General features: G+C 70.8%; 10 protein-coding genes. 3 read left to right on the forward strand and 7 right to left on the reverse strand.

Annotated features, from left to right (window positions below; all coding sequences use genetic code 11):
* The first annotated feature begins 29 nt into the window (after positions 1-29).
* Complete coding sequence (locus WME79_RS48175) at positions 30-1982, forward strand: protein kinase domain-containing protein (RefSeq protein ID WP_437529542.1); 1953 nt, start codon at positions 30-32, stop codon at positions 1980-1982.
* A 33-nt stretch (positions 1983-2015) separates the two neighbouring features.
* Here WME79_RS48175 and WME79_RS48180 read toward each other — a convergent pair whose 3' ends face one another.
* The gene (locus tag WME79_RS48180; RefSeq protein ID WP_437529544.1) at positions 2016-4649 is read right to left on the reverse strand and encodes a hypothetical protein; all 2634 of its coding nucleotides are present in this window, start codon (positions 4647-4649) and stop codon (positions 2016-2018) included.
* A gap of 269 nt (positions 4650-4918) precedes the next feature.
* On the opposite strand from WME79_RS48180, the gene WME79_RS48185 reads away from it, so the two are divergent.
* Positions 4919-10267, forward strand: a complete 5349-nt coding sequence (locus WME79_RS48185; protein WP_437529547.1) for a trifunctional serine/threonine-protein kinase/ATP-binding protein/sensor histidine kinase — start codon at positions 4919-4921, stop codon at positions 10265-10267.
* A 12-nt stretch (positions 10268-10279) separates the two neighbouring features.
* Here the strand turns inward: WME79_RS48185 and WME79_RS48190 are convergent, their stop codons facing one another.
* The 4 genes from WME79_RS48190 to WME79_RS48205 all read right to left on the reverse strand — a co-directional run bounded on the left by WME79_RS48190 (position 10280) and on the right by WME79_RS48205 (position 14512).
* Positions 10280-10729, reverse strand: coding sequence for a hypothetical protein (locus tag WME79_RS48190; RefSeq protein WP_437529548.1), 450 nt, complete (start codon positions 10727-10729; stop codon positions 10280-10282).
* A 209-nt stretch (positions 10730-10938) separates the two neighbouring features.
* The gene (locus WME79_RS48195) at positions 10939-12033 is read right to left on the reverse strand and encodes a hypothetical protein (protein ID WP_437529551.1); all 1095 of its coding nucleotides are present in this window, start codon (positions 12031-12033) and stop codon (positions 10939-10941) included.
* Between the two features lie 248 nt (positions 12034-12281).
* Entirely contained in the window at positions 12282-13316 is a 1035-nt protein-coding gene (locus WME79_RS48200) for a tetratricopeptide repeat protein (RefSeq protein ID WP_437529554.1), read from the reverse strand.
* Complete coding sequence (locus WME79_RS48205) at positions 13313-14512, reverse strand: hypothetical protein (RefSeq protein ID WP_437529557.1); 1200 nt, start codon at positions 14510-14512, stop codon at positions 13313-13315. Before WME79_RS48205 ends, WME79_RS48200 begins: the two co-directional genes overlap by 4 nt.
* Before the next feature lie 186 nt (positions 14513-14698).
* On the opposite strand from WME79_RS48205, the gene WME79_RS48210 reads away from it, so the two are divergent.
* Positions 14699-15367, forward strand: coding sequence for a hypothetical protein (locus tag WME79_RS48210; protein WP_437529559.1), 669 nt, complete (start codon positions 14699-14701; stop codon positions 15365-15367).
* An 18-nt stretch (positions 15368-15385) separates the two neighbouring features.
* Here WME79_RS48210 and WME79_RS48215 read toward each other — a convergent pair whose 3' ends face one another.
* Together WME79_RS48215 and WME79_RS48220 are read right to left on the reverse strand one after the other, a co-directional pair.
* Positions 15386-16249, reverse strand: coding sequence for a DUF4142 domain-containing protein (locus WME79_RS48215; protein ID WP_437529562.1), 864 nt, complete (start codon positions 16247-16249; stop codon positions 15386-15388).
* Between the two features lie 455 nt (positions 16250-16704).
* Positions 16705-17490, reverse strand: coding sequence for a class I SAM-dependent methyltransferase (locus tag WME79_RS48220; RefSeq protein ID WP_437529564.1), 786 nt, complete (start codon positions 17488-17490; stop codon positions 16705-16707).
* Between the last annotated feature and the right edge of the window lie 206 nt (positions 17491-17696).

Raw genomic sequence — 17696 nt, forward strand, 5'->3', positions numbered from 1 at the left:
CGCTGGGAGCTCGCTACACTGCGCTGACCATGCTGGATCGCACGATCGCGCGGAAGTACTCGCTGAGACGAGAGATCGGCCGCGGCGGGATGGGCGTCATCTGGGAGGCGTTCGATCAGGTGCTCCGGCGCCCTGTGGCGCTCAAGGTGATGACGCCCGAGCATGTCAGCTCGGACTCCGCGCGACGCCGATTCGAGCGAGAGGCGATGGCGATCGCGCGGCTCCGGAACGAGCACATCATCCAGATACACGATTACGGTATCGACGAAGATTGCCCGTACATCGTCATGGAGCTGCTCGAAGGGGAGGACCTCGAGGCCAGGCTCACCCGGGAGCGGCAGCTCTCGCCGTCGGCGACGCTCGCCCTGCTCCGGCAGATCGCCATTGGCCTGCAGGTGGCGAGCTCCGCGGGGATCATCCACCGCGATCTCAAGCCGGCGAATGTCTTCCTGGCGCGGAAGGAGCCAGGAGAGTGCGTGAAGCTCCTTGATTTCGGCGTGGTGTGGACGGTCTTCGAGTCGGACGAGGAACAGCAGGGCTCGTTCGGCAGGGTCGTCGGTACGCCGTCGTACATCAGCCCCGAGCAGGTGCGCGCCGTCGTGCCGGATCACCTGAGCGATCTCTGGTCGCTCGGCGTCATCACCTACAGGGCCCTCACGGGCCGGCTCCCCTTCGCGGCGAGCGGGATCGGGGAGCTGCTCATCAGCATCTGCACCGATCCGTTTCCGGCGCCGTCGAGCCTCGTGCCCGGCCTGCTGCCCGGCTTCGACCGCTTCTTCGAGCGCGCGCTGGCGAAGGACCCGGCGCAGCGGTTCCAGTCCGCAGCGGATTTCGTGGCGGCGTTCGCGGCGGTGATCGAGGCCAGCGGGGGCCCCACCAAGATCCTCATCGCCGACGATGAGCCGGACGTGGCGCTCATGATGAAGCTGCTCTTCCGGCAGAAGATCCGCGACCGGGTCTACGAGTTCATCTTCGCTGACAACGGTGAGAACGCCCTCGACGAGCTCCGGCGCCACCCCGACATCGACGTCGTCGTCACCGATATCAACATGCCCGTGATGGATGGACTCACGTTCCTTGGGCGCGTCCCCGAGGTGAGCCCCTTTGCGAGGACGGTGATGATGTCCGCCTACGGCGACATGGGGAACATCCGGAGCGCGATGAACCAGGGCGCGTTCGATTTCCTGCTCAAGCCGATCCAGCGCGGCGATCTCGAGGCGACCATCGACAAGACCATCAAGCACGTCACGGAGCTGCGGAGGAACGCCCGCTCGGACGAGGAGAACAAGATCCTCCGGCAGTTCACGAGCGCGGCGTTGATCGAGCGGATCCGGGAGATGGGCCCCGCGATCGCGCTCGCGAGCGAGGCGGTCATGGCCACGGTGGCGTTCATCGACGTCTTCCAGTTCACGCCCGTGACCAGGGAGAGGCTGCCCGGCGAGGCCATGCGGCTGCTCAGGGCCAATTTCGAGGTGATCGTCCCGGAGCTCGTCGCCAAGGGGGGGGTCGTGGACAAGTTCCTCGGCGACGCGGTGATGACGGTGTTCCAGGGGCCCGATCACCTGTCGCGGGCGCTCAGCGCGTGCGTGGCTGTCCGCGCGCAGATGGCGGCGGTGGCGCGCCGCGCCGGCGAGGGCTCGCCGTATACGCAGGGGATCTGCGTCGGACTCTCCACGGGGCAGGTCCTCTCCGGCAGCGTCGGATCTCAGGCGTACGGCCGGCTCGACTACACGGTGCTCGGCGAGGTGGTCAACGCCGCCGCGCACCTCGCCAGGGCGTCGCGGCCCGGGGAAATCCTCGTTGAAGCGACGGTCCGCGAGGCCGCGCAGCAGCTCTTCGATTTCGAAGAGGTCGGCGCGAGGAGCCTGCTGCCGGGAGCCCCTCCGGTGAACGTCTTCAACCTGGTAAAGCGCATTCCGGCCGACTTCGTCGCAGGGAGCGAGCCGACCGTCGGGGTCCACTCGACGACCACCATGCGATGAGGTCGCGCCGCGCCGGCGCTGGCTCGAAGCGCCTCAACGCGCCGTGAGGCGGTGGCGGCCCTGGGGCACGCTCGTCGAGGCCGTGCCGCTGGCAGCGTCGTAGCGCGTCGGCGCGGGCTTGCCGTCGAGGTAGAGCTGCGCGTCCTTCTGGGAGACGGCGAGGCCGACCTGGGCCGCGTTCGAGAGCACCAGCTCCGCGGCGACGCCGGCGCCCTCGGGCCGGAGCGACGCGGACACGGGCGACGTGGCGAGCAGCAGGGCGCGGCCGCCGAGGCTCAGCGAGGTGCCGGCGTCGATCTGGGCGCGCTCGAGCGCCCTGTGGCGCAGGAGCAGCAGCGCGCTGCGACCCTGCAGCTTCGCGGAGGGCACGCGCGGACCGTCGCCCACCTCCACCGGCTGCGCGCCGTCGGAGATCAGCGCGAGATCCTGCGTGTCTTGCTCCGCGATGGAGACCAGCGCGGCCGAGCCGCTCCCGCCGCTCACCTTGAGCGCCTCGATCGCCGGCTTCGGCTCGCCGGCGGTGAGGTCGCGCGGGTAGAGCACCGTCATCCATTGCGTGCTGGAGGCGATGTAGCGCGCCACCGAGAACGGGTGCCGGAAGGTCATGTTCGGGAAGAAATTGGTGAAGCCGCTTCGATCCACCGAGAAGGCGTCAGGTCGGGGGACGTAGACCACGTCGAGCTCGAGCTCGCGCTTGCCGTCGTCGGTTCGCGTTGCCCACACCAGCCGGCCCGCTGTGGGAGCGGACGGAGCGCGGCCGGCGGCGTCCGGCGTGATCGGCTCGCTCGGGGCGATCCCGGTCGCTGCTTCCGCTGCCAGGTCCCTGGCCATCCGCGTCTCGCCGCAGACGTCGCCGCAGTCCACCTGTGTGCTGGACGAGGTGGGCCTCGAGGTGGCGTAGTCGGTGCAGATGGCGGGCGCGCCCGGCCGGCAGCCCAGCCAACCGCTGTAATGGAGGTGGGTGTCGTAATAGTGGAGCATCGGTTTGGCCGAGCCGATGCTCGCGGAGATCATGTGGTCGAAGACGACCACGTAGCTCCTCCGCGCGAGCGCCGCCGTCCGCCGCGTGGACACGTCGGGGACGTTCACGTAGTCGTCGATCGTGACCGTCGAGGAGTCGAGCTCCCCGGTCAGGAAGGAGGCCTGCAGGATCGCCGGGTCGTCCACGGGCCGGGTCAGGTTGCTGAAGACACCGAGCTGGCGCCATGCGGGCGTCTGGTACGTATCCCGGATCCCCTTGAAGCTGTCGACGGTGACCAGGTTGTGCGACTCCGGGCTGAAGTTGACCCAGTAGAACAGCGAGGTGTGGGAGCTGCCCGCGGGATCGTAGTTGCGGCCGTCGCCCGGATCGATGATCAGGTATTGCCCCTTCGCGTGCAGGAGGAAGCTCGTCTGATCGGGCTGGCTGTGTGAGGACGGGCGGTACTCGTGCTCGGTGGTCATCAGCAGGTGAACCGCGTCCGCGCTCCAGCCGGAGCGCAGCGAGGTCATGTCCGAGGTGACGACCGAGGTGTACGCGGGCTCCTGGCCCCCGGCGAAGGCCTTGGCGATGTCGGGATCGGTATAGAGGATGCTGTAGACCGGGTTGTTGACGACGGCCTTGCCCTTCGCGCTGAGCCAGCCATAAAAGCCCTTTGCGTCGCGGCGCCCCTCTTTCTCGCTGAGCATGCTCGCGGCGATGCTGCTCAGCTGCAGGGGCTCGCGCCAGCCGGTCTCGAGGGTGGCCGCGTTGCCGTCCGGCATGGAGAGGGCGGCCCCGTAGCGGAGCATGCGGGCGATGCGGGCGTCGTTGCCCCAGGCCGAGGGCGTGTTCACCGCGTTGATGTAATCCCGGCCGTCGTGAGCCCCGCCGGAGAGCCGCTTCATGGCCTGGAGGTAGGGCAGCATCACCGAGAACACGTCGTCCTGGTAGCTCGGGCCCTCGACGTAGGTGCCGTCCTTGGTGAGGCAGGCTTGCACGTAAGGGCCGTAGGAGCGGAGGGTGAAGAGCGACTCCAGCGGCGCGTCGCCGAAGAGATCGCGCTCGACGGTGCAGGCGTGGTCGTGCTCGCCGAGGGCATAACTCAGCGTGGCCGCGCCGCTGCCCACGCGATAGCGGAAGTTGGTGACGAACGTTGTGTTGAACTCTCCGTACACATCCATCGTCTTCCCGAGCGCGTCCTCCAGCTTGTCGCGGATGGCCGCGTCGTCGTCCTCCCTCAGCGCCGGCTGCACGAGGTCGTAGGTGTAAGCATAGTTGAGCAGGCTTCCGCCCCAGTACCAGGCGCCCGGCGTCTGGTTCCAGCCGGTGCTGGTGTCGCCCGCCTTCATCAGCGCGTCGCGCGCCGCCTTCAACCCGTCGCCGCGCTGCTCGACCACCCAGGAGAGGGCTCCGTACAGCGCGCAGTTGGAGAGCTGGTATTCTTTTACGTCCGTATTCGTGGAGGGGGCCCCGCACGGGTGGCCCTGCCCCGGCGGGCCGCGGCGGACATCGTCCATCCAGGTCTTGTAAGGGTCCTGGGCGACCCGCTGGCGCAGGGCGGGGATGTCGTGGCGATCGAAGGCGATGAACGGGTGCTTCCGCTCGTGGATCTGGACGGGCGCGCACGGGGGCGGCTTGGAACAACCTCCGAGGCCCACCAGCAGGATCCACGGCGCGAGGACCTTTTCCCCCATTGAGCGGAGCATGATCGTTCTTGTTATCAGCACCGCAATGCGGGCGTCAATGTGGGTGGTCTCGCGGCCACCTCCGGCGGGAGGAGGCGCAGCGCGCGCGAGTTCGGCCGAAGAAGCGTCGAAGGTGCGTCGAGGGCGTCGGTTCCGTCGGTTCCGTCGGTTCCGTCGGTTCCGGCGGGGACATGGCTTTGTCCCGCGGACCGTGGTCCAATCCGCTCCCATGAGCGCCGCCCTCCGTCACTCGCCCCGCAGCCCCGCGGCGCATCGAGGCTAGATCCAGCATGGTCCTGCCCGGGTACGAGATACAGGCTCAGGTCTACGACAGCACCAACACCCGCGTCTGCCGCGCCCTGCGCAAGGCGGACGGGGAGCCCCTCATCCTCAAGATCCTGAAGCCGCTCCGCCCGTCTCCCGAGCGGCTCGCCTGGTTCCAGCGCGAATACGATATGCAGCGCGGGCTCGAGCTGCCCTGCGTCCCGCGGGTCTACGGCCTCGGGCTCGAGCTGCAGGGCTGGACGATGGCTATCGAGGACTTCGGCGGGGAGTCGCTGGACAGGCTGCTGCGCCGGGGGACGCCGCCGCTCGCCGAGGCGCTGGACATCGCGGTCCGTATCGTGGACGCGCTCGGGCAGCTCCACGAGCAGCGCATCATCCACAAGGACATCAACCCCTCCAACATCGTCTGGAGCGCGGAGCGGGAGCGGCTCGCCATCATCGACTTTGGCATCTCCACCGTGCTGTCGCGGGAGAACCCCGTCCTCAAGAGCCCGGACGTGCTCGACGGGACGCTCATGTACATCGCCCCCGAGCAGACCGGCCGGACCAACCGGGCGATCGATTACCGCACCGACTTCTACTCGCTCGGCGTCAGCCTCTACGAGCTCTTCACCGGAGCGCTCCCCTTCCCAGCGCAGGACGCGATGGAGCTCGTGCATTGCCACCTGGCGAGGCTCCCGGCGCCGCCTCACGCGCGGAATCCAGGCGTGCCGAGGGCGGTGTCGGACGTGGTGATGCGGCTCCTGGAGAAGGCGCCCGAGGCCAGATACCAGAGCACGTACGGCATCAAGGCGGATCTCGCGGCGTGCATCGCGGCGCTCCGCGAGACGGGCGCGGTGGGGGCGATCGACCTCGGGGCGCGCGACGTGCCGGAGCGGTTCCAGATCCCCCAGCGGCTCTACGGCAGGGAGCGCGAGGTGGAGGCGCTGCTCTCGACCTTCGAGCGGGTCGCGCAGGGCGCACAGCGCGCCGTCGAGGGGGCGCGAGGCGCGGCCGAGCTGCTGCTCGTGACCGGCTCCTCGGGCATCGGCAAGAGCGCGCTCGTGCGTGAGCTGTACGAGCCGATCACGCGGCGGCGGGGGTACTTCATCGGCGGGAAATACGACCAGCTCCAGCGGGCGACGCCCTACGCGGCCGTGGTGGCGGCGTTCCGGTCGCTGGTGCGGCAGATCCTTGGGGAGAGCCAGGCGCGGCTCGCGGGGTGGCAGGAGGCGCTGCGCGGCGCGCTCGGCCAGAACGGGCAGGTCATCCTCGACGTGATCCCCGAGGTGGAGGCGATCCTCGGGCCGCAGCCGCCCGTGCCCGAGCTCGGGCCGACGGAGACGCTGAACCGCTTCAACCTGGTGCTGGAGCGCTTCCTGCGGGTCTTCGCGAAGCGAGAGCACCCGCTCGTGATCTTCCTGGACGACCTGCAATGGGCCGACGCGGCCAGCTTGCGGCTGCTCGAGCGGGTGCTCGGGGAGGATCGACCGGCGCACCTCTTCCTGATCGGGGCGTACCGGGACAACGAGGTCGGGCCGGCGCACCCGCTCACGATGACGCTCGCGGCCATCCGCGCGTACGGGACGGCGGTGCGCGAGATCCACCTCGGGCCGCTCGCGCGCGAGCACGTGGAGCAGCTGCTCGGCCAGGCCATGCACGCCGAGCCGGAGCGGGTCCGCCCGCTGGCGGAGCTCATCCTGCGCAAGACCGAGGGCAACCCGCTGTTCGTGAGCGAGCTCCTGAAGGCGGTGCACAAGGAAGGCTTCATCGCCTTCGACCGGCAGCGGGGGCGGTGGCAATGGGATCTCGGCCGGATCGAGGCGAAGGGCGTCACCGACGGGATCATCGATCTCATGATCGGCAAGATCCGCAGCCTGCCGGCCGCGACCCAGCAGGCGCTCAGCCTCGGCGCCTGCATGGGCAGCGAGATCGATGGGCGCGCGCTCTCGCTGGTGGCGGGCAGATCCGAGGAGGCGCTGTCCCAGGCGCTGTTCGCGGCGGCGCTGGAGGGGCTCCTGCTCCCGGCCTCCGAGCTCGAGGTGGTCCAGGACTCGACAAATCCCTCGCTGCTCGTGCGGCACTACCGGTTCTTGCACGACCGGGTGCAGCAGGCGGCGTATGCGCTCGTCGAGGAGGCGGAGCGGCCCGCGGTGCACCTCAGGATCGGGCGGCTGCTCCTCTCGAAGAGCAGCGGGCCGGAGCGGGCAGAGCGGATCTTCCAGCTCGCGACGCACCTGAACCAGGGGCAGAGCCTCGTCACGGATCCGGCCGAGCGGCTCGAGATCGCCCGGCTGAACCTGGAGGCCGGGAAGCGGGCGAAGAGCTCCACCGCCTACGCCGCGGCGCGGGAGTACCTCGCCGCGGGGCTCGCGCTCCTGCCCGACGGCTCCTGGGGAGAGCACCACGAGCTCACCGCGGATCTCCACCGCGAGCTCGCGGAGGCCGAGGGGCTCAACGGCAACCACGCGCGCGCCGAGGCGCTCGCCCGGGCGCTGCTCGATCAGGCGCGGACGCCGCTCGAGCAGGCCGGCGTGTACGACGCGCTGGTCAGCCATTGCACCATGGTCGGGCGGTACGCGGAGGCCATCGACGTGGCCCGGCGCGGGCTCGCCCTGCTCGGCATCGACCTGCCCGAGAGGGATCTCGGCGCGGCGCTCGAGGCGGAGCTCGCGGACGTCGACCGCCGGCTCGGCGATCGCCCCCTCGAGTCGCTGCTGGAGGCGCCCGCCGTCGAGGACCCCGCCGGCAAGGCCGCGCTCAAGCTGCTCTCGAACGTGCTCTCGGCGACGTTCTACGTCGACCGGCAGCTCTATGGGCTGACCGTCACGAAGTCGGTCGGCTTGAGCCTCCAGTACGGGCTCGCCCCCGGCGCCTGCTCGATCTTCGCGTTCTTCGGGATCGTGCTCTCGGGGTTCCGGGGCCAACCGCGCGCGGGCTACGAGATGGGGGTGCTCGCGGTGCGGCTCGGCGAGCGGTTCAACAGCCCCGGCGACGTCTGCAACAGCTGCTTCGCCCTCGGCAATTTCCTTCTACCGTGGGTGAAGCACCTGCCGACGGCGCAGGCGGTCAACGACGCTGGGTACAAGGCGGGGCTCGAGGCCGGGGAGCTGCGGTACGCGGGCTATATCCTCATCTACAAGCTGTTCAACCAGCTGTATGAGGGCAGGCCCCTCGCCCAGGTGCTCGCAGATCTGCCGGAGTTTCTGCACTTCAACCAGAAGAGCAAGAACCAGATCGCGATCGACATCATCCGCGGGCTGGAGCTCGCGCTCGCGGACCTCTCGGGCAGCGCCGGGGCGGCCGCGCCGGATCCCGCCGCCGAGGCCGACTACCTGGCTGCATGCGAGGCGAACCAGAGCGTGATGGCGCTCTGTTACCATCACATCCTGAAGACGCAGACGCTGTACCTGCACGGCGATCTGGCGGGGGCGCGCGCCGCGGCGACGAGGGCCGAGGCGCTCATCTCGGCGGTCACCGGCAACGTGGCGTCGGCGGAGCATCAGTTTCATCATGCGCTCTGCCTCGCGGCGCTGGCCGACGGCGCCGGGGCGGACGAGCGGCGGGCCTTCCAGGAGGCCGCCGCGGCGAGGCGGGATCAACTGGGGCGCTGGGCGGAGGTCTGCCCGGAGACGTTCTCGCACATGCACGCGCTGGTCGGGGCCGAGCTCGCGCGGCTCGCAGGCGAGACCGGCGAGGCCATCGAGCTGTACGAGCGCGCCATCACCTCGGCGAGGGCCCACGGGTTCCTCCAGGACGAGGCGCTCGCGAGCGAGCTCTACGGCAGGTTCTGGCTCCGGCGCGGGAAGGAGCGGCTCGGCAAGGATTACCTTGCCGACGCGCGTTATGGCTTCGAGCTCTGGGGCGCGCGGCGCAAGGTGGCGCTGCTCGACGCGGAGCTCAACCCGCCGCAGCCGCTGGCCGAGGCGCCCCGCGACCGGACGACGCTCACCACCACGAGCACCCGGCAGCAGACGTCGCGGGTGCTCGATCTGGGCAGCGTGCTCAAGGCGTCGCAGGCGATCGCCAGCGAGCTCGTGCTGGAGCGGCTGCTCACCAAGCTGATGACCATCGTCATCGAGAACGCGGGGGCCGAGCGCGGCGTCTTGCTGCTCGCGCAGGGCGAGGAGCTCATCCCCAGCGTGGAGGCGCGCGTGGATCCGGCCGACCCGCGGGCCGCCCCTGCGGTCACGGAGCTGGAGCTGGTGTCGTCCGTGGAGGGGGGGCAGTTCGCGGAGAGCATCGCGGTCTACGTGGAGCGGACCCGCGAGAGCGTGCTGCTCGGCGACGCGGCGCACGAGGGCGATTTCACCCAGAGCCCCTACATCACGCGGAACCAGACGCGGTCGGTCCTGTGCATGCCGCTCCTCAACCAGGGCAAGCTCATCGGCGTGCTCTATCTCGAGAACAACCTGGCCACGGGCGCGTTCACGCAGGAGCGGCTGGAGGTCTTGCGGCTGCTCTCGGCCCAGATGGCCGTGTCCATCGAGAACGCGGTGCTCTACGGGCAGCTCGAGCAGCGGGTCGGGGAGCGGACGGCGGAGCTGCGGAAGAAGAACGCCGACCTCGAGGAGGCGCTGCATCACCTCAAGGCGACGCAGTTCCAGCTCGTGCAATCGGAGAAGATGGCCTCGCTCGGGCAGCTCACCGCGGGCATCGCGCACGAGATCAAGAACCCGCTCAACTTCATCAACAACTTCGCCGAGGCGAACGTCGATATCGCCGCCGAGATCCTGGACGGGCTCGCGTCGAAGCCGGATCTCCGGGTCGCCGAGATCGAGGATCTGGTGCTGAGCCTGAAGCAGAGCGCCGAGAAGATCGCCGAGAACGGGCGGCGCACCGACGGGATCGTTCGGGGGATGATGCAGCACGCGAGCGGCGGCACGGGGGAGCGCCAGAGGGTCGGGCTGAACGGGCTGCTCGATCAGTACGTGAGCCTCGCCTACCACGGGATGCGGGCGCAGAAGCTCGATCTGAACGTGATCATCGAGCGCGATTACGACGAGGCGGTGGGCGCGATCGAGCTGGTGCCGCAGGAGATCGGGCGGGTGTTCGTGAACCTCCTGACGAACGCCTTCCACGCGCTGCGAGAGAAGCAGCGCTCGGCGGCCGGGCCGTACGTGCCGACGCTGATGGTGAGCACGCGGCGGCTCGGGCGCGAGGTCGAGATCCGGGTGCGCGACAACGGGGTCGGTGTCCCCGAGGCGCTTCGGGACAAGATCTTCCACCCGTTCTTCACGACGAAGCCCACGGGCCAGGGCACGGGGCTCGGGCTGTCGCTGAGCTACGACATCGTCCAGGCCCACCGGGGCACGATCAGGGTCGACGGCGAGGAAGGCGAGGGCGCGACGTTCATCGTCGCATTGCCTGGCTGAGACCGGGGCTCTCTATTGCGGGGCGGATCCGGGCCAGCGCCGCGCGAAGATGTTGTTGTCCCAGGCGACCGCGATCTCCGCGCCGCCTCTGAGCGCCATCCCTATCGCCTCGTAGATGAGCCGCGTCCCCGGGACATAGCCGAGATCCTGGAGCGCCTGCGCGACCGGCTCGAGGTCCCAGCGGACCAGGTAGACGCCCTGCGTGCCGAGCCGCTGAGCGATCATGCGGCCTCGGGCGAACGTGCTCCCGTCAGGGCGCAGGGTGACGACCGAGTACTCGCCCTCGAAATCTCTCGGCGGGCCGCTGATCTTGGTGCCGATCTCGCGCGCGAGCTCACCGTTGTACAGGGCGAGGGCGAAGGTGCCGTCGACAGAACCCGTCTCGAGGGTGACGCGAAAGACGATGACGCCGCAGCTCGTCGGCGCCGCCTGCTGCGGGTCGGAGATCTGAACGATCGGCATGGGGGCTCCTTACCCTGATCCAGCGCGCGCGGGGTACACTGCTGAGCTCGGAAGCGCAGGATCCGGGGCTCGCGTGTGAGGCAGCCCTCGAGATCCAGTCTGAACGGCACATCGCAGCTGCTGAGCGTCCTCCGGGGAGGAGCGACCATGCCTCCGCGCACGGGCTGGCGCGATGAGCAGATCCTGCGGCGCGCGCAGGCGACGGTGGACTACGCCGGCCGCAGGATCTGCCGCACCGAGTCCACATCCGTGACCCGGTGCAGCACCGGCTGGAGCCCGGCGCCCGGCGCCTCGCCAAAGGCGCCGCTCGCGGCGACGGCGCGGGCGCGCGGGCCGTCGAGCACGAGGAACACGTCCCGCAGGCCCCCGGCGCCCGGCGCGTCGATGACGTCGACGATGCGCGAGCGATCGAGGTGCAGCTCCTCGTCGCCCCGCTGGATGAGCACGCGCCGGTCGGTGATGAGGTACCGCGTCCGCGCCGCGAGCCGCGCCGGGCGCACCACCGACATGTAGAGCATCGCCGCGCCCGCGGCGACGAGCAGCACGATCGTGAGCGACAGGGACGCGACCAGCGCCACGAAGGAGACGCTCTCCGGATCCATGCCCGCCGCGGTCACGATGCGGATGCTGCGCACGGCGTGCACCGCCGTGACCACCGAGAAGCCGCCGAGGAGCACGCCGAGCAGCACCGAGCCGACGCCGCGCAGGCCGTTCGGGAGCCACTTGTGCCAGCCGTCGGCCGGGTGCGCCGACCAGAGCACCCGCTCGCCCTCGTCGAGCCGCTGCGAGAGCAGGCGGTGACCGTCCCCCGCGGGCGCCGACGGGACCACGCCCCGCAGGATCGCCCAGACGCGATCCGGCGCCACGACGCCGGTCAGCACGATCGACAGCCGCCGCCGGAGGGCGCCGGTCGGCACCGCCCTGACGAGCTCGAGGTCGCCGACGCCAGGGTGCTTCGGGTTCCAGTGGATGCGCGCGTAGCTGATCGACCGCCGCTCGATGGAGCGCCGGAGCTTCCCGCGCTGCACGACGATGTGCCGATCGGTGAGCATGTACTCCAGCTCCGAGCGCCACCAGCGCGGCAGGTAGCTGAACGCCACCGCGAGGCTCGCCATCCAGGCCGCGAAGGCGAGCAGCTGGTTCGGCGACGCGTCGAGCGCCTGGCTCACGACGACGGCGGACGCGGTGCTGATCGCGGAGGTCACGCCGCAGACCGCCGCGCCCACGAGGTAAAGCAGCGGCGTCGCGACGACCTTGGGACGTCCGGACCAGAGCACAACCTCATCGAACACCGAGTCACGCATCTCGATGGATCCCTCCGTTCGGGGTGAGCTGGCCGGCGCCGCCCCCGCGCGCGAGGGCGACCACGTTAAGGTGAACCCGCCGGCCGGGGTCGTAAAGGGGGCTCTCGCCATCGCGCCGCTGTACGACCAGAGCGCCATCGGTGATCGCGCGCACCACGCGCACGCGCGGCCGCCCTTCGCCGTACGCCGCGAGCGTGGGCGGAAGCGGCGCGCGGCCGTCCAGACGCTGAAGCGGCCGCCGCCTCGGCTCAGCGCCGCTGCGGCGCCGCGAGCTTGCGCAGGCGCTTCAGCGTCTGTTCCCATTCCCTCTCGCACTGCGTCCGCCGCGCCTTCGCCAGCGGCAGCCAGTGATCGTTCCCCGGAGCGCGGGCGATGTAGGACTCCCACGCGGTCACGGCCTGCAGGTAAGCCTCCGCGCGCGCGGCGCCGAGCTCGGCGCTCCGCGCCGCGGCCCAGTGGCCGAGCGCCGCGTACCAGGCCTCGTCGTGGGCAGGCACGTAGAACCAGCCGGCGCCGTTGATCTGCTGGTCGGCCCGGTCGTAGGTCCTCGCGAGCCGGATGCTCTCGATGCCTCCCTCCAGGTCGCCGGACCGATCGAGCGCCACACCGAGCCCCCAGAGCGTGGTCACGCCGTAGCGGACCATATCGAGCGACCCGAGGGTCGAGAGCGAGGCGCGGTACCCCTCGACCGCCGACGTGATGTCGCCGAGCGCCATGTAGGCCTCGGCCTGGTTGGCCAGCAGCAGCGCCCGCGAGACCGCGTGCGGCTCGAGCACCAGCGCCTCGTCGTACGCCTCGATCTCGTCCGTGTACCTTCCGAGCCGCGCGTAGCAGACCGCCAGCGCGTGCCACGCGTCGGCCCGGAAAGGCGCCGGTGGGTGGATCCTCAGGAGCCCCTCGAGCGTCGCGACGGCGCCCTGCACGTCGCCGAGGTGCTCCAGGATGTCGGCGTAGCGCAGCCGCACCGAAGGGGAGCGCGACGTCGCCGCGCCGGCGCGCTCGTACAGGGCGCGCGCCTCGCGCAGCCAGAGCGGGCCGATCTCCTCGACCCGCTCCAGGAGCGGCGAGCGCCGGAGCTGGTCGTACCGCGCGAGCAGCGCGTCCGCCTGGGAGATGAGCTCCTCGCGCTCGTCGGCCGCCGGATCGAGCGCGCGGGACCAGACGGTCGGCGCTGCGTGGAGGGGCCCCGCCGCGAGCGCGAACGCAAGGAGCGCCGCGACGCCCGGCAGGCGCGAGCGCCAGGGCAGGCGCGACCGCCGGGGCGGGGGCGATCGCCGCGTCACCGCGCCCCTCCCGTGGTTGGCCGCGGCGCCGCGCTCCGCTCCTGTGGGACGCGCGCGGCCGCGTGCGTGGGCGCGCGCGCCCCGCCGCCTCGCCGGAGCGCGTCGAGGCGCGCGCGCGCCGCCGGGGCCCACGGCCCCTGGCCGCCGGCGCCCGACAGGTACGCCTCCCAGCGCGCGATCGCGGCCGCCGTCATGGTCCGCTCCAGCGCGAGCGCCTCGAGGGCGAGCCTGTCCTCCGGGACCGCGAGGTACTCGACGGTGCGCAGGCGCGCCGCCGCGCTGGCGAGATCGTCCGCTGCCCGCTCGCGCGCGGCCGCCCCGGCGCTCCGGTCTTCGGCGCGCCCGCGCGCACCACCCTGCCCGCGCGCGATCTGCTGCTCCCCGCGCGGGCGCCCCGCCTCCAGCGCGGCCGCCTCGCCTTCGAGCGCGGCGTCCGCCTGGGCCTTGTCGCCGGCGCGATCCAGCGCGAGCGCGAGCGACAGCGTGACGTCGCGGGCGAGCTGCGTCTGCGCGCGCAGGCGCGCCTCGCGCAGGTAGGCGATCGCCTCGTCGAGGTCCCCGCGGGCCGCCGCCTCTCCGTGCGCGCCGGCGGGCGGCCTCGCGCTCGCGTCGGCGGCGGACGCCGCGCCCGCGGTGGCCATCGACAGGTGCGCCGCCTCGAGCAGCACGAGCGCGCGCTGGTCCGCGGTCCCGAGCAGATCGATCCGCGGGACGAGCGCGCGGTAGATCGCGATCGCCTCGCCGCGCTTGCCGGTGCGGGCGAGCGAGCGCGCGAGGTCGTGCATCGTCTGCGGATCCTCGACGCTGCGGGGATCGATGCTCCGCGCCCGCTCGAAGGCGCGCGCGGCGTCCTCGGGCGAGCCGAGCGCGAGGGCGGCGCGGGCGAGCAGGACCTGCGGCGCGGCGTGCCCCGGGAGGAGCTGATCGGCGAGGTGCGCCGACTCGCGCGCCGCCTCGGCGTCGCCGCCGAGCTGCGCCTGGCCGCGCGCGAGCAGGTCGCAGTAGCGCGGGAGCTCAGGCGCTCGCGCGCGCTCCCAGACGGTAGGCCCCCGTGCGATGGCCCGGCCGGAACGCGCCGCGCACTCGGGCGGACGCCCCGCCGCCGCTGCGGCGGCGACCAGATCGCCCGCCTGTCCGGCGTGCGCGGCGAGCGGGAAGACGAGCAGGGCCGTGAGCAGCAGCGGGCCGAGGTGCACGGCGAGAGTGTACCAGGGAGGCGCACTGGAGGCTCACGCCGGGGCCGACGGCGCCGGGCTGCGATCCGGTTGATCGGGTGGGCGTTGGTCCGTTATGGTGCCCGAGGTGACAGCGTCGACGGGGGGCGTTCGCGGGTCGTGTTTCGCTGGACTCCGCAGCCTTGGAGCCTGAGGAGGATCGACATCATGGGCGAGGTGATTCGCAAGGATGCGCCAGCGGACGACATCATCGGTGACGTGCGCGCGACGCTCCACAGCGCTTCCGCGAAGGGCGGGCCCCTGCGGGAGCTCGCCGAGCAGCGGCTCGTGCCCGTGCTGACGCTCTTCGACGGGGTGGAGGCCCAGCGCAACGCCGCGCGCTCCGAGGCGGAGCCGCTGCTCGCCAAGGTCGAGGCGGAGTCCGCGCGCGCCGACGACGCGCTCAGCAAGGTCGCCGACGACGTCTGGAACGCCGTGGGGCGCCCCTCCGCGGATCCCGCGCTGTCGATCCTGTTCCCGGGCGGCGTGGCCTACTTCGCTGACGACGAGGACGGCGATCTCACGGGGCAGCCGGATCGGCTGGAGGTGCTCGCGCAGCTGCTCGGCTCGGGGATCCACCCGAAGCTCAGCCTGGACAAGGCGCAGGCTGCGGCGGCCGAGGTGAAGTCGGCGGCGGCAGCGGTGCGCTCGACGGTCGAGGCGACCCGGCTGCCGCTGGAGCGGCTGAGCGTGCTCGACCGCATCCGCGCCTCGGTGGCGAAGAGCGCGCACATCGAGCTGGTGCACCTGAAGCGTCTTTACAGGGCGGCTGGCTTCAGCGAGGCGGAGATCCACGCGGTCATCCCGGATCGCGGCCGGGCGCGGCGCCGCCTGTAGCGCGCCGCGCCCCTCGGCTCACGGGCGGGGGTACGGGCTGGGCGCGCCGAAGCCAGACGGCGCGCTGCGGCCGTAAACCCCGTAGTAGGGGGAGACGGCGGGCGAGTAGGGCCCGTTGGCGCCGAAGTAGACGGGGCCGTAGGAAGGCGCGCTGTTGGCGAAGCCGCCGCCGTAGTTCCCGTAATTGCCATAGTTCCCGTAATTGCCATAATTCCCGTAGTCGATGTAGTTCCCGTAATTGCCATAGTTCCCGTAATTGCCGTAATAGGGGACGCCAGACGGATAGCCGCTCTCCGGAATGTACGGGCTGCCGATGAGCGCGAGGAGCGACGTGGCGAACGAGAGGTTACGCTTCGTGGCGCTCAGGACCTCCGGGACGAGGTGAGAGAGCCCCGGGTGCAGCTCGGGCCCCACGATGGCCATCTGTTCCTGGAGATGGGCGAGGAACTCCCGGTGTCGATAGATCTGAACGTTGACGAACGTCCAGTCGAAGCTGGGCCCCGCGAGCCCCTCGATCTGCTGCCGATCCGACTCGCCCTGCTCGATCAGCGCCAGGCTGATCTCGTTGTCCACCGGCGTCATGCCCATTTGCCCGAGCGCGAGCGCGAGCTGCTGGCTCGCGGCGGTGTGATAGTCGAACAGCTGCGCGGCGAGCTCGACGACGTGCGGGTCCGACGCCTTGGCGCGGGCCATCTGCGCGTCGCTGATCTCGGTCGCGTTGAAGGCGGCGAGCACCGCGGCGAGCTGCGGCATGGTGAGCGAGAAGGCCTGTGAGGTGGAATCGACCGCCTCCTCGGAGCTGTCCTCGTCCGCCGGCACCAGAACACCGTCTTCCGCCGCGACGGAGCAAGCGCTGGTACCCGCGAGCGCGAGGGCTGCCATCCATGCAAAACGAAGAGAATCGACTCGAATGTTCATAGTTCCCCCATGTCATTGACGGAAGCGGGGCCGGCGCTGGAGCGCTCGGCGGTGATGCCTGGCCCGCCCCGTCACGTATCTTGAACTGTTGTTGGGAGACGCAAGCTGCGAGAACATCAAATAGGCAATTCTCACCAGCGCGCAGGATCGGCTGAATCGTCCGCGCCGCGCGACGGACCGGCGGAGAGGTGCCACCTCTCGACGTCGATGAACGGACGCGGGCACCGCCCGGGCGGCGGCGCTGGAATCCCTGCGTGAGGGCGGGCGGGGGCCGGGAGCGGCGCTGTCGGAGGATCAGCGTTGTGCCATGTCCGGGCTCGACGGAGAGCGCAGGACGGAGTTTGCCGCCTTGCTGGAGGACGGGCCCGGAGTCGGGCTCTCGGTCGCCGTCACCTGGCCGCCGGGGCGGGAGCAGGACGTCAGTCGGAGGTCCTGGCCGGTTTGCGGGCCAGGACGCCGACGCTGCCGTAGTAGACACCCCAGGCCGACGGATCGGCCGCGAACCGGGCGTAGCCGGCGAGATCTTCCGCGCTGACCCGCCCTGTCGCGAGGTACCTGTGCTGGAGCTGGGTGGCTGAGAGGCTCATGATCTCGGACAGCGGGTGACCGCCCGGGCACAGCGGCACCTCGTTCTCGACAGCCTCGATGGCGAGGCCTCGCGACGTCAGGATCGCGGGCAGGCGCAGGCCGAGGCCCGGGTCCTTGCCGCCGGCCTCGAACATCGCGAGGATCGACCGATTGACCCGATCGAACGCCTCGATATCCGGACCGGAGGCGCCCCTCGCCGCGGTGAAGTCCGGCTCCTCGAGCACCAGGTGGCCGCCGGGTTTCAGCGCTGCGAGCATGGAGTCGAGGAGATCCTGGAAATCCGCGTTGTGAATGAGCACGTAGCGGGCGTGCACCAGATCGAAGCGCGCCGCGTGGAAATTGAGCTGGCGGATGTCGCCCTCGATGATCCGGACCCCCGGCGGCGGAGAAGCGTCCATGAACCCGACATCGAGGTCGACCGCGACCACCTCGCCCTCGAGGCCCACACGCTCTGCCATCCAGCAGGCGATCGACCCAGCGCCGGCTCCCACCTCGAGGCAGCTCCAGCCGGGCCCCATCCCGGACGCCTTGAGAAGGCGCCGGCTGCCGGGGTCGAAGAAGCCCTCGATCCGCCGCAGGCGCTCCAGCTCTCGCGCACGCTCCGAACCCGCAAACACGTAGCTGTCCTCGGCCATAGGAATGGACAGAATAGTCCATCCCATGGAGGAAAAGCGAACTTCTCCCTGGTGACTTCGCCCGACCTTCTTCCAGCGGCATCGATCTGTTGAGCGGCGCACAGCGGGTGAGCTGTTCGGCCTGGGCTGTAAAGCGCGCTTGTCCCGACGATATGTCCAGACGCCTTCAAGGGAGCGGGAGTGCGCGG

Origin of the sequence: Sorangium sp. So ce726, from assembly GCF_051521405.1 — a bacterium.
Lineage (GTDB): Bacteria > Myxococcota_A > Polyangia > Polyangiales > Polyangiaceae > Sorangium.

Bases quoted from the DNA above. Each gene is read 5' to 3' on its own strand.
- WME79_RS48175 (WP_437529542.1), top strand. From the start codon at position 30: ATGCTGGATCGCACGATCGCGCGGAAGTACTCGCTGAGACGAGAGATC.
- WME79_RS48215 (WP_437529562.1), bottom strand. From the start codon at position 16,249: ATGGCAGCCCTCGCGCTCGCGGGTACCAGCGCTTGCTCCGTCGCGGCG.
- WME79_RS48185 (WP_437529547.1), top strand. From the start codon at position 4,919: ATGGTCCTGCCCGGGTACGAGATACAGGCTCAGGTCTACGACAGCACC.
- WME79_RS48180 (WP_437529544.1), bottom strand. From the start codon at position 4,649: ATGCTCCGCTCAATGGGGGAAAAGGTCCTCGCGCCGTGGATCCTGCTG.
- WME79_RS48210 (WP_437529559.1), top strand. From the start codon at position 14,699: ATGGGCGAGGTGATTCGCAAGGATGCGCCAGCGGACGACATCATCGGT.
- WME79_RS48190 (WP_437529548.1), bottom strand. From the start codon at position 10,729: ATGCCGATCGTTCAGATCTCCGACCCGCAGCAGGCGGCGCCGACGAGC.
- WME79_RS48195 (WP_437529551.1), bottom strand. From the start codon at position 12,033: ATGCGTGACTCGGTGTTCGATGAGGTTGTGCTCTGGTCCGGACGTCCC.